General features: G+C 62.8%; 11 protein-coding genes. 5 read left to right on the top strand and 6 right to left on the bottom strand.

Annotated features, from left to right (window positions below; all coding sequences use genetic code 11):
* Window positions 1-21: 21 nt before the first annotated feature.
* Window positions 22-1,044 carry an ABC transporter substrate-binding protein gene (locus DCO57_RS11660; RefSeq protein WP_116699072.1) on the bottom strand — a complete coding sequence of 341 codons (1,023 nt, stop codon included), beginning with the start codon at window positions 1,042-1,044 and terminating at the stop codon, window positions 22-24.
* A gap of 155 nt (window positions 1,045-1,199) precedes the next feature.
* Here DCO57_RS11660 and DCO57_RS11655 point away from each other — a divergent pair, with 155 nt between their 5' ends.
* Complete coding sequence (locus tag DCO57_RS11655; protein ID WP_116699071.1) at window positions 1,200-2,195, top strand: LacI family DNA-binding transcriptional regulator; 996 nt, start codon at window positions 1,200-1,202, stop codon at window positions 2,193-2,195.
* Between the two features lie 25 nt (window positions 2,196-2,220).
* On the opposite strand, the gene DCO57_RS11650 is transcribed toward DCO57_RS11655, so the two are convergent.
* Together DCO57_RS11650 and DCO57_RS11645 are read right to left on the bottom strand one after the other, a co-directional pair.
* On the bottom strand, window positions 2,221-2,940 hold the full coding sequence (locus tag DCO57_RS11650) for a spermidine synthase (RefSeq protein WP_116699070.1): 720 nt from the start codon (window positions 2,938-2,940) through the stop codon (window positions 2,221-2,223).
* Between the two features lie 194 nt (window positions 2,941-3,134).
* The gene (locus DCO57_RS11645; protein ID WP_116699069.1) at window positions 3,135-4,172 is read right to left on the bottom strand and encodes an aldo/keto reductase; all 1,038 of its coding nucleotides are present in this window, start codon (window positions 4,170-4,172) and stop codon (window positions 3,135-3,137) included.
* A gap of 99 nt (window positions 4,173-4,271) precedes the next feature.
* Between DCO57_RS11645 and DCO57_RS11640 the strand changes: the two genes are divergently transcribed.
* Window positions 4,272-5,177, top strand: a complete 906-nt coding sequence (locus DCO57_RS11640; RefSeq protein ID WP_116699068.1) for a LysR family transcriptional regulator — start codon at window positions 4,272-4,274, stop codon at window positions 5,175-5,177.
* 104 nt (window positions 5,178-5,281) lie between these two features.
* Here the strand turns inward: DCO57_RS11640 and DCO57_RS11635 are convergent, their stop codons facing one another.
* Window positions 5,282-7,495 carry an esterase-like activity of phytase family protein gene (locus DCO57_RS11635; protein WP_116699067.1) on the bottom strand — a complete coding sequence of 738 codons (2,214 nt, stop codon included), beginning with the start codon at window positions 7,493-7,495 and terminating at the stop codon, window positions 5,282-5,284.
* A gap of 310 nt (window positions 7,496-7,805) precedes the next feature.
* Here DCO57_RS11635 and DCO57_RS11630 point away from each other — a divergent pair, with 310 nt between their 5' ends.
* Complete coding sequence (locus tag DCO57_RS11630; RefSeq protein WP_116699157.1) at window positions 7,806-9,005, top strand: multidrug effflux MFS transporter; 1,200 nt, start codon at window positions 7,806-7,808, stop codon at window positions 9,003-9,005.
* Window positions 9,006-9,171: 166 nt separating this feature from the next.
* Here DCO57_RS11630 and DCO57_RS11625 read toward each other — a convergent pair whose 3' ends face one another.
* A complete protein-coding gene (locus tag DCO57_RS11625; RefSeq protein WP_116699066.1) occupies window positions 9,172-9,681 on the bottom strand; it encodes an arsenate reductase ArsC in 510 nt (169 codons plus the stop codon).
* A complete protein-coding gene (locus tag DCO57_RS11620; protein ID WP_116699156.1) occupies window positions 9,674-10,036 on the bottom strand; it encodes a metalloregulator ArsR/SmtB family transcription factor in 363 nt (120 codons plus the stop codon). Before DCO57_RS11620 ends, DCO57_RS11625 begins: the two co-directional genes overlap by 8 nt.
* Window positions 10,037-10,196: 160 nt before the next feature.
* Here DCO57_RS11620 and DCO57_RS11615 point away from each other — a divergent pair, with 160 nt between their 5' ends.
* Both DCO57_RS11615 and DCO57_RS11610 read left to right on the top strand, forming a co-directional pair.
* Window positions 10,197-11,279, top strand: coding sequence for a pyridoxal-phosphate dependent enzyme (locus DCO57_RS11615; RefSeq protein ID WP_116699065.1), 1,083 nt, complete (start codon window positions 10,197-10,199; stop codon window positions 11,277-11,279).
* On the top strand, window positions 11,272-12,414 hold the full coding sequence (locus DCO57_RS11610; RefSeq protein WP_116699064.1) for a Xaa-Pro peptidase family protein: 1,143 nt from the start codon (window positions 11,272-11,274) through the stop codon (window positions 12,412-12,414). The genes DCO57_RS11615 and DCO57_RS11610 overlap by 8 nt, the downstream gene beginning before the upstream one ends.
* The last annotated feature ends 11 nt before the right edge of the window (window positions 12,415-12,425 follow it).

Below are 12,425 nucleotides of genomic sequence, written 5' to 3'. Positions count from 1 at the left end.
CGCTCTCTTCGGGATGATCGATTACTGAAGCGGCAGGGAGCCGACTTCCTCATCCCAGCGCGCCAGCAGCGCCTTGCGCCGTTCGGCACTCCCATATTCCGCGAAGTCGTAATCGATCAGCTTGATCGTCGACAGGTCCGGAGCCTCCTTGGGCGGCGTTGCGCTGGCATTGGACGGGATCTGGAACGAACCGGCTTCCGGCATCATGTTCTGGACCTCCGGCGTCAGCACCCAGTTGTAGAATGCCTCCGCGGCTTCGGGGTTCTGGGCGCCCTTGACGATCGACATGGAGCCGATTTCGTAACCCGTCCCCTCACAGGGGGCGACGACGCCGATCGGGAAACCGGCAACGGCCTGCGAGACCGCATCATGCTGGAAGACGATCCCCAGGCCGGTTTCACCGCGTGCGGCGGCCTTGACCGGCGCACTGCCCGACTTGGTGTACTGCGAGACGTTGGCATGCATCTTCTTGAGGAAGTCGAATGCCTCGTCTTCACCCATAATCTGCACCAGCGTTGCCAGCGTCGTATAGGCGGTTCCCGAGGAATTCGGGTCGGCGATCTGGATCTCGCCCTTCAGCGCGGGATCCAGCAGATCGGCCCAGCAGGCTGGCGGCGTGATGCCTTTTTCCTCAAAGATTTCGGTATTGTAGCCCCAGCCGAGCGCACCGGAATAAACGCCCACGGTATGGTAGTCCGACACTTCGGCCTGCCCCTGCGCCCAGTCCTGAAGCTTGTCCAGCATGGGCGATTCATATTTCGCGGTCAGCCCGTCATGGCCCGCCTGGAGATGCGGATCGCCGGTGCCCCCCCACCAGAGATCGGTCTGCGGATTGCGGGCCTCTGCGCGGATCTTGGCATAGGCTTCACCCGACGACAGGCGCACCATGTTCACGTCGGTATCCGAATGGCTGGCCTCGAATTCGCTCACGAGCTTCTCGCAGATGACAACATCAGCCGAACAGATCAGATTCAATTCATCCGCCATCGCACTGGCGGGCAACATGGCAAGACCGCCCAGAAGGGCAAATTTCAATGACTTCATGATTTCCTCCCATTTTTCCCGAAAATTCGGGAACAGGCGTTATGCACACCTGTGCATCAAACTGGAATCAACGCCGTCTTTTGTCAAGAAACTGTCAAGGCTATGTTGTAATTAGTCCCGGAGAGACCGGCTGCACAGCATTGCGAGAACCCGAAATGAAAAAGAATCAAGTCAGCGCGAAGGACGTAGCGGAACTGGCCGGCGTATCGCGCACGGCCGTCTCACGGGCTTTCACGCCAGGGGCATCCGTCTCTTCCGAAACCCGGGCAAAAGTCCGCGCGGCGGCCGAAACGTTGGGGTATCAGGTCAACAATCTCGCACGCGGACTTCTGACGTCGAAGACCGGCATGGTTGCGCTGATCGCGGCGGAAATCCAGACGCCCTACCGCTCCCTTCTGCTCGCCACCCTGTCCGAGAAACTCCAGGCCGCGGGCAAGGTCGCACTGCTGATCAATTCGGACCGCTCCGACGAAAGCGTGGCGCAGGCGCTGCGGCAGGCCATTTCCTATCGCACGGATGCCGCTATCGTGCTGTCGGGCATGCCCGACGCCTCCCTGGCCGAGATCTGTCTGCGCAACGGCATGCGGCTGGTTCTGATCAATCGAAACGAGGAACGGGCAGGCGCCCTGCGGGTCAGGCTGGACGACTTCGAAGCCGGCCGCCAGGCATTCGCCTCGCTTTCCGCAGCCGGATGCCGGCGTTTGGCACTTGCCTCCTCCCTGGCGGGAACCCCCAGCCTAGAGGACCGATGCAGGGGGTTCCGTGCGGCGGCCGAGGAAGCGGGGACCGAGGTCATGGAAGACGCCAGCGGCATGACCTCCTATCAGACCGGCCTTGACGTGGGCACACGGCTCCTGACGCGGCCGGAAAGACCGGACGGGATCTTTTGCGTGACGGATCTGGTTGCCTGCGGCGTTGTCGATGCCGCCCGCCGCCGCTTCAAGCTGCGCGTGCCGGAAGATGTCTCCGTGATCGGATTCGACGATATCGAGCAGGCCTCGTGGGAAAGCTACAACCTGACGACATTCCGCCAGCCTGTGGAGGAAATAGCCGAAGCAGCGATCACCTATCTTTCCGGCCCCTGGGACGACACGCCACGCACGGTCACTCTGCAGTCGCGCCTGATCTGGCGCGGCAGCATCCTCGACTGACAAGAAAGCCTGAACCGGAGGCCGCTCAGGCCTTGCGGCCCAGATACACGGCCTGTGTCACCTCACGCCCGTCCTGCAGGGGATTCGCGAAGACGACCGGTTCGGCCCAGGCTTCCTCGAAGGCTTCGCCCAGCAAACCGCTGATCACCGCGTCCGGCCCCTCGTCGGACCACAGGCCCACCACCCCGCCGGGCTTCAGAAACCGCTTCAGGGCCCGCAAACCCTCGGCGGTATAGAACCCTTGCGAGCCGCCATGAAGCAAACGCTCGGGCGTATGGTCGATGTCGATCAGGATAGCGTCGTATTGACGGGCAGGCCGGTCTGCATCGAAGCCCGCATCCGAAGCCGCCAGGGCAAAGAAATCCCCTTGCACCAGCTTGCAGCGCGGATCGTCGGCCAGCTCGGTCTTCATCGGCACCAGCCCTTCCCTGTGCCAGCGGATCACCGGCTCCAGAAGGTCGACGACCGTGAGCCGGGCAACGCTCTCATGCGCCAGCACGGCCCGGGCGGTGTAGCCGAGACCAAGCCCGCCCACCAGCACGTCCAGTTCCCCGCCGCTTAACGCGGCGAGCCCCAGATCGGCCAGCGCCACCTCCGACGCGGTGAACAGGCTCGACATCAGATGCTCCTCGCCGAGCAGGATCTCGAAGACATCGGTCTTGAGGGCAAGGATATGCCGCCGGCGCAGGGAAATCGCGCCGATGGGCGTGGGGGCGTAGTCCAGTTCTTCAAACAATGCGCTCATGCGGGCACCATGGCGATAGACAGGCACTTTGGGAAGGGAGAATTCGGGAAGCCGTCTGCATCCGGCGCAATCCTGTCCGGTTGCCCCCGGCCACTGACGTTCAATAATGATCCGACAACCGAAATTGCCGGGTCTCTTGCGACGAAACAGGCAGATGCCATCGCCCAGGCCAGATGCGGCAAGTCCGTAGGCAGCTAACCGGCGAGCGATGGATTCAACAGGGCAAAGCCTTCCTGCCGCCGGTAAGGGAAATGCGGATAAGGTGCTGTTACCTCACTGGCAGCATCCAGCCTGCCGATCTGCTCGCCCGAGAGGGACCAGCCCACAGCACCAATATTCTGGCGAAGCTGGTCTTCATTGCGCGCACCTATGATGACAGAGGAGACCGTGGGACGCTGCAGAAGCCAGTTGAGTGCGACCTGTGGCACGGTTTTCCCGGTCTCGCAGCTCACCTCGTCCAACACGTCCACCACCTTGAACAGATGGTCGTCATCCACGGGCGGACCGAACCGGGCGGTTTCGTGCAGACGGCTCCCCTCGGGCAGCGGCATGCCCCGTCTGATCTTGCCGGTCAGACGCCCCCAGCCGAGCGGGCTCCAGACAAGCGCCCCGAGTCCCTGATCGGCACCGAGCGGCATCAGATCCCATTCGTAATCGCGTCCGATCAGTGAATAATAGACCTGATTTGCGATGTAACGCGGCCAGGCGTTTTTTTCGGCGACCGCCAGAGATTTCATGATCTGCCAGCCGGAAAAGTTGGAGACACCAGCATAGCGGATCTTGCCGTCCCGCACGAGTGTGTCCAGCGTGGCAAGCACCTCCTCCACCGGCGTGAATGCGTCGAAGGCATGAAGCTGGAAAATGTCGATACGATCGGTGCCGAGCCGTTTCAGCGCGTCTTCCACCGCCCGGATCAACCGCAGCCGCGATGTCCCTGCCTCATTCGGTCCGTCCCCCATCGGCAGGCCTGCCTTTGTCGAGATCAGCACCTCCTCCCGCCGACCGCTGACCGCCGCGCCCAGGACTTCCTCCGATGCGCCAGCGGAATAGACATCGGCTGTGTCGAAGAGATTGATCCCCGCTTCGAGACAGATGTCGACAAGACGGCCGGCTTCCTTGACGCCGGCACTCCCCCATGCGCCGAACAAGGGCCCTGATCCACCAAAGGTGCCTGCGCCGAAACTCAGGACAGAGACTTTCAGACCGGACCGGCCGAGCGGGCGGTATTCCATCGGATTTCCTTTCGGTTGTCGTGCTGACACAAAGATAGACGCAGAACCTTTGTTGAATTAGATTGCCCATAAGCACATCATTTATGAATTGAAGGAAACATGGAGCGCTCCCAGGTCAATCGATCCGGAGAAATGGAAGTCTTCGTTCAAGTGGTTGAACAAGGGGGATTTTCGGCTGCCGCCCGCACCTGCCTGATGACACCGTCCGCTGTCAGCAAACTCGTCTCGCGTCTGGAAACCCGGCTGGGTGTACGGCTTGTCAACCGCTCGACACGCGCTCTTCAGCTCACGCCCGAGGGCTGTGCATTTTATGAGCGATCCGCAGGCATCCTCGCGGATATCGAGGACGCGGAACGCAGCGCGCGGGCCGGAGAGGAGCCTGTCGGCCGCATCCGCCTCAATACCAGCGCTTCCTACGCGGCCCATGTCCTGGCCCCGGTTCTGCCGATGTTCATGGAGCTTCATCCCGGCATCACGCTGGATCTTGTCCAGACTGACAGGGTCATCGATCTTCTGTCGGAGCGGACGGATGTGGCGGTGCGCGCCGGTCCGATGAAAAGTTCAAGCCTCGTCGCCCGCAAACTCGGCGAGACGGCCATGGTGATCGTCGGTTCTCCCGCCTATCTCGACCGTTTCGGCGTACCGGCAAGCATTGACGACCTCAAGAACCATCGCCGACTGGGGTTCGGCTATGCGAGGACGGTCGATGGCTGGCCGCTGAAGGAAAAGGGCAGGACGATCGTGCTGCCGGTTGCCGGCCGAGTGCAGGCAAGTGATGGCGAAGCCCTTCGCCGGCTCGCCCTGAGCGGAAACGGGCTCGCCAGGCTGGCTACCTTTACGGTCCGCGAGGATATTGCCTCCGGCCGCCTCATCCCTGTGCTCGATCATCTCAATCCCGGTGACAGGGAACCCTTTCATGCCCTCCATATCGGTCAGGGTGGCCCTCTACCTTCCCGGGTTCGGGCTCTGCTCGATTACCTGGCGGACCATGGCAGGGTTTCCTGAGGCATACCCTTTGTGTGCTGGTTCTTTTGATGACAAAAAAGACCCGGCAGCCGCAACCACCGGGTCTTTCGTCAGGTCTTGGGAGGACCTTGAACCTTTCGGTCTCAGTTCAGGCGCGATGCCGGGCCGAGATCGATGAGCTGGGTTTCGCCCGGCGCGCCGTCGACGCCGTCATTGTCGGTCACCAGGATCAGCCGGCCGTCGGCGGTGATGGTCAGGCCTTCCGGCTTGTCCAGAACCCAGCCGTTACCGGCCGCCATGGCGGGCAGCACGTCCATCGCGAACTTCTTGTCCAGAACCGGAAGCGCATCGCCGTAAGTCGCCGGTGTCACGCCATCCAGCGAGATCGTGGCGATCTGCTTGATGACCGCATCCTCGCCGCCCATGTTGTCGCGTTCCAGGATGGCGAATTTGCCGTTGCCCATGGAAACGATTTCCGACAGGCCGACCCAGCCGCCGGCGGCGCTTTTCGGCGTGTCGAGCGGGTAGTGGACGAAGCCCCAGGAGCTTTTCGCCGGATTGTAGATGGCCAGTTTGACCATACCCTTCGGGTCGTCCTTCCACCCGCGCTGAACCGCGACGGCAACCAGAGTTTCGCCATTCATCTCGAATTCGGCAACGCCTTCGTAGGAGTGGCGCTCCGACTGCGCGACCAGATCTTCCGGCAGGGAGATTTCTTCCTGCACGGTGCCGTCGGCGCCGACTTTCAGGAGCAGGTGCTGCAGCTCCTTTTCCGGATTGCCTTCGGAAGCCAGCCAGAAGCCGCCGTCCTTCGCAACGGAAATGCCTTCCAGGTCGAGTTTCGCCTGCTTGCCGCCGCGAACCGTCACATAGGAGGTGATCCGTGCCGGTTTGGAGGAGATGTCCAGCGTGAAGATGCGGGCATCGTCATAGAAACTGTCGCTGACCGCATAGAGCGTATCCGGATCTGCCGGATCGGCGGCCAGGCCGGACAGCGCACCCCAGCCGATCGGAGCGTGCTTTTCCGGGTCCATCGCGGAGATGACCGTCGGATAGGCCGGAGCCTCGGCGCCGAACCTGTAGAGCGAGACATGCGCACGCACGCCGTCTTCATCCACTTCGTTGGCAACGGCGAAGAGATCGCGGTTCGGGATCGCCAGTAGCCCCTCCGGTCCCACATGGGTCGGCAGGAACTGGACGAACTCCGGTTCCGCACCGGTGTCCCTGTAGACCGCGACGAAGTTGCCGCGCTCCGAATTGACGAAGATCAGGGTTTCGCCGCCGAACTCGCCCACGGCCACGCCCTCCGGCTCCGTGCCCTTCTTGGACGCACGCTTGGCCGGGTAATGGCCGTGCGCCATGCCCAGATGCTCCATCTGGTTGCCGCTGTCGAACAGAACCTCGCCGCTGGCATTCCAGATGGTGAAGCCGCGCGAACCGCCCTGGTAGTCGCCTTCGTTGGCGGTGACGAACCGCTCGTCGTCGATCCAGGCAACCGCATCGGGCTCACGCGCCACATTGTCCGTGGACCCGGAGGCGTCGCTCATGCGCGCATTGGTGACCGGAATGTTTTCGGCCGAGGCCGCTCCGGCGGAGAAATGACCGACGATCTCGCCGCTGGCCAGATCGACGATGGCAATGTGGTTGTTTTCCTGAAGCGTGACGACCGCCTGGTTCTTCGAGTTGATGGAAACGAATTCCGGCTCCGGATCGCCCGGCGCCACCTCGGACAGACCGGTCATGTCCACAATGCGTACCGCGTCGCAATTGGTCGGCATTCCGTTGTCGTCCAGATCGAAGATCGCCAGATGACCGGCCGGCATCTGCGGCAGGACGCCGTCGTTCAGATCCTCATCCCGTTCGTTCTCGATGGCGATGGCAACGAACTTGCCGTCAGCGGAAATGGCGACGCTGTCCGGCTGGCCCCTGGCATCACATTTCGCGGCAATGCCGAGACCATCGAGAGCGATGACCGCCAGATGACCGCTGGCGTTGACATAATCGGCGCTGGTGTTGACACCGGCATAGGCCATCCTGGTACCAACGGCCACGGACGTCGGCTCGCCACCGAGGGCCGTGCGGCCCAGCGGCCGAAGAGACAGCGGGTTGCTGGCATCGACGAAAACGATGTCCTCGCCCGGACTGTCGGTGAACACCAGAGTGCGGCCGTCCTTCGAGGCGTAGATGATCTCCGCAACCGTCTCGGTGGCCGGATCGGCACCTTCGGCAAGCGTCTTGTAGACAGGATAGGTGTTGATCCGCTCAAAATACTCCGCCTGAGCCGCGGAGACGGCACCAAGGCCGAATACGGCGGCAAGACTGACACCTTTCAGGAAACGTCCGCGAAGAGTCGCCATTGCACTAGCTCCCATGTCGTTGGGGTTAAGGTGGGCGCAAGCTAGTGCTGAAGATTACAGATCGGGTGACACATGCGTGAAGCTTTGGTGACGGCCTGGCAAACCGGGCCCTCGTCTTCTCACCGGAGCAAAGCTGCATCTCCGCACCATTGCCCGCCCAGGATGCAACCCTGACCTGCGATTTGCGCATGGCCGGAAACCAGAAAGGACTCGACTTCCTCAACCCCTTCTTCCAGTCTGCCCCCTCTTCAGATTTGGCGCTCCTTGCGCGGCTTTGCGCTTCCGCGTGATTTTTATCGGATATTGTCTCATGCAGATCGGATTTGTCCGCTCAGCCGTCGTGCTGGGCCTTCTGGCCGTCGTCGGGCCGTTCGCGATTGATCTCTATCTTCCCGCGATGCCGGAGATCGTCCGGGACCTGAATACCAACGACGCGGCCGTTCACATGACCTTTACGGTCTATTTCATTGCCTTCGGCGTTGCGCAACTCTTCTACGGACCGCTTGCCGACCGGTTCGGCCGCAAGCCCCCGGTCTTCATCGGTCTTGTCGTGTTCATCGCCGGTTCCGCGCTCTGCGCGACCGCACCCGATGTCGCCACGCTGACTCTCGGCCGTTTCGTCCAGGCCCTCGGGGCCGCCGCCCCGATGGTGATCGTGCGCGCCGTGGTACGTGACCTGCACACAGGCAGCCAGGCGACCCGGCTGATGGCACTGGTCATGCTGGTCATCAGCATTTCGCCCATGCTCGCCCCCCTGACAGGCAGCCTGATCATTGCCTTCGGCAACTGGAGACTGATTTTCTCCGTCCTCGGTGTCATTGCCATGGCGGCCATGGTGCTGATGGCCCTGCAATTGCCGGAAACCCTGCCGCCGGAACGCCGCGGCCGGATCGACCCCACAGAGATGATCCGCAGCGCCATCTATCTGTTGAAAGATGCGCGTTTCATGGGCCTGACGCTGATCGCCGGGTTTTCCCTGGCCAGCTTCTTCGTGTTCATCGCTGCGGCTCCGCTCGTCTACATGACCCGCTACGAACTGACGCCGACGGGCTTCAGCCTTGTCTTCGCGCTCAACGCCGTCGGCTTCTTCACGTCGTCGCAATTCGCGGCAACGCTCGGAGACCGCTTCGGCATGGCCCGCGTCGCCCTGCTGTCGGTCTGCGGCTTCGCCTCCGCAACCTCGCTGCTCTTCATCCTGGTCTGGAACGGCTTCGACGACCTGCCCGTGCTGATGGCGCTGCTGTTTGTCGGCAACACCTTTCTGGGACAGGTCATCGCCCCGACCATGGTCATGGCGCTGGAGGAGCACGGCGAGCACGCGGGCATGGCATCCTCTCTCGGCGGAACCTTCCAGATGGTTTCCGGTGGTGTGATGATCCTGATCTGCAGCCCGTTCTTCGACCGCACTCCGCTGCCGCTGACCGGCGCGGTCGCCACCTGCGCGGTCACGGCGCTGGTCATCGCCCTGCTGACCCTGCGCCCCGCGCGCGCGGGCAATGCCACGGCCTGAGGGCCGATTGCATGGTCAAGGCAGCCGATGCCCCGCATTCCTGATCGGCGACAGTCCGGTTTCTCATGAACCGCGACCTGCCCTTGCCCCTGAACGCCAAACGCCTGCGTTCGAGTGAACACAGGCGTTTGCTGTCCCCGGTGCAAGCGGCTTTTCAGGTGTGCCTTCAGGCCGGTTCGCGGGTGGTCTTGCCGATATCTTCCAGCTTCTTCTGAAGGGATAGCCGGTCGAGGGAGGCCATGGGCAGGTTCGTCATGATCGAGATGCGGGTATTGAGCATCCGGAAGGCCTCGTTGAAGGCGACCTGTCTTTCCGCCTCCGTGCCGTCCACGGCCGCCGGGTCGGGCAATCCCCAGTGCGCCGACATCGGCTGGCCCGGCCAGACGGGGCAGCTTTCCTTCGCGGCATTGTCACAGACAGTGAAGACGAAATCCATTACCGGGGCATCCGGCCCGGCAAATTCGCTCCAGTCCTTGCTGCGCAGGCCGTCTGTCTTGAAGTTCAGTTTCTTCAGAAGCGCCAGCGCTTCCGGGCGGACCTCCCCGGCAGGATTGGATCCGGCGGAATAGGCCTTGAACCGGCCCGCACCGTTTCGGTTCAAAATGGCCTCGGCCATGATCGACCGGGCGGAATTCCCGGTACAAAGAAACAATACGTTATAAACACCATCAGACATTTGAATCTCCTTGTACGAACGACAATTTCCGGCAGGCCACCGCTTCAAGGACCTGCGCGCAAAGCTGGGGATGACCGCCGCAGCAGTCGGCCATCAGGAACGTCAGCAAACCCTTCGTGGTTTCCATGTCGGCGAAATAGCGGACAGTCCGACCCTCGCGCTCGTTGCGCACCAGACCCGCCTGCAGCAGCACCGACAGATTGGCCGACATCGTGTTTTGGCGAACCCCGAGCGCCTCGCCGATCTCCCCGGCAACCATCCCTGCAGGACCGGCACCAACCAGGAGCCGGAAGACCTCCAGCCGGGTTTTCTGGCTGAGCGCGCCAAAGGCGCTCAGGGCATCATTCACATTTATATCCATAATTCATGATATCTTGAATAGTAATCTGTTTTCAACCCCCAAAACCGCCCTCATGAAAGCCAGGATCCCGCCTGGCCCTGCCAGGGGAAAAGGAAGACTTGAAATCCATCGCCACTGCTGCTGACCTGCAGGCACAACAGCATCGGGGACACGCATGGACGCATTCAACAATCCCTGGCGGGGCAGGGGCCTGCCGGAAAGTGCCGACCTTGCCGGCGGAGACCTCTCCGAAACGGCCTCGGAGGCGGCTCTTTTTCTGGAAAGAAGCCCGGACCGGCGTCCGTCCCCGCTGCTCGAAGCGGCCGCTCTTGCTGCCGCATTCGGCGTCGGCGCGCTTTACCTGAAGGACGAACGCAACCGGATGGGTCTTGGCAGTTTCAAGGCTCTCGGCGCCGCCTATGCAATCGCCAAACGCGCCGCACGGAAGGTCCGTGAGGGCGATGCCAGGGATCACGGCACCGCCCTTGAAGGCACCACCTTCGCCTGCGCCAGTGCGGGCAATCACGGAATGTCCCTCGCCGCAGGGGCGCCCCTCTGCGGCGCCAGGGCGGTTGTTTTCGTCGCCGAAACCGTTCCGGAGGCCTTTGCCGTCCGGCTCCGGAACAAGGGCGCCACGGTCGTGAGAACCGGCGCAACCTACGAGGACAGCATGGCCGAAGCCGAAAGACAGGCCGAGGCCAACGGCTGGATCCTACTGCCCGACAGCACCTGGCCGGGCATGACCGAGGCCGGCCGCGATGTGATGGAAGGTTATCTGATCATGGGGGACGAAATTTCCCGGCAGATGCCGGAACCGCCGACCCACGTCTTCCTGCAGGCCGGTGTCGGCGGGCTTGCGGCCGCCTGCGCGCTGAGCGCCCGTGCCACCTGGGGCCCGGACGTGACGATCGTGGTGGCGGAACCGGAATACGCCCCCGCCCTTCAGGCCGGGATCAAGGCTGGAAAAGCGGTCACCGCCCCCGGACCCGTATCGGTCATGGGACGACTCGACTGCAAGGAACCCTCGCATCTGGCCCTGAAATACCTCGCCCGGGAAGCCGATGTCTTCACGACGATCACGGATGAGGAAGCCGCCGAGACAGTCGCCTTGCTCGCCACCCACGACCTTGCGACCACGCCATCGGGCGCCGCCGGCATCGCCGCCCTGCATCATGCGGGCACAGAGGCCACCGCCCTGAGTCTGGGGCCGGATGCGCGCGTCCTTTGCTATCTGTCGGAAGGCCCGGAGGATGTCTGACGCGGATTTTCCCGAAACCGAGTTCGCCGAACGCACCACCCGGGCGCAGCGGGCCATGCACGCGGCCGGACTGGACGCGCTTTTCTTCACCACGGAAGCGGAGGTCCGCTATTTTTCGGGTTTCAGGACGCTTTTCTGGCAGAGCCCGACCCGGCCGTGGTTTCTGGTGCTGCCGGCTAGCGGCAAGCCGATTGCCGTGATCCCGCAGATCGGCGCCAGGCTGATGGCCGCCACATGGCTGGACGACATAAGACCGTTTTCCGCTCCGCACCCGGTGGACGACGGCATCGGCCTGCTGGCCAACGTCCTGAAGGATTTCGGCACGATCGGCATGCCCATGGGCCGCGAAAGCTGCCTGCGCATGCCCCTTGACGACTTTCGCTCCCTGCAGAAACGCCTTGCCGGATCGCAATTCGTCAATGCCTCGGACCTGGTCCAGACCCTCAGAATGGTGAAATCCGATGCCGAACTGGAAAAGCTGCGCCGCATCTGCGCCATCGGATCCGCGGCTTTCGCCAGAGCGCCCGACCTGTTCCGCAAGGGACAGACGCTCAGGGAGGCGTTTCGGGCGTTCCGGATAGAGCTTCTGACACAGGGCGCCGATGATGTTCCCTATCTTGTCGGCGGTGCCGGCAAGGGCGGCTACGGCGACGTGATTTCCCCGCCCACCGACCGGCCGCTTGAGGAGGGCGACGTGCTGATGCTCGACACCGGGGCCGTCCGCGACGGCTATTTCTGCGATTTCGACCGCAACTTCGCGGTCGGACAGGCAACGGATGATGTCAGGCGCGCCCATGAGACCCTGGTGGCGGCGGTTCATGCCGCGGCGGCGATTGCCAGACCGGGCCGCACCTGCGTCGACCTTTACCGCGCCATGGCCGAAACGATTGGCCAGAAGGACGGCGACGTCGGACGTCTCGGTCACGGCCTTGGCATGCAGCTCACCGAGGCGCCTTCCCTGACCGGTTTCGACGGGACGGTCCTGCGGGAGCACATGGTCCTGACCCTCGAACCGGGCATCGATCTGGGCAACGGGAAGCTGATGGTGCATGAGGAGAACATCGTCATCCGCGACGGCCCCCCGGAATTTCTCAGCTGCCCCGCCGAACCGGACATTCCGGTCCTCCTCAATTGAACCGGTGAGCC

This window comes from Labrenzia sp. 011, assembly GCF_003075075.1.
GTDB lineage: Bacteria > Pseudomonadota > Alphaproteobacteria > Rhizobiales > Stappiaceae > Roseibium.
The sequence above is the reverse complement of the archived record's forward strand: the minus strand, read 5'-3'. Positions and strand labels throughout refer to the sequence as shown.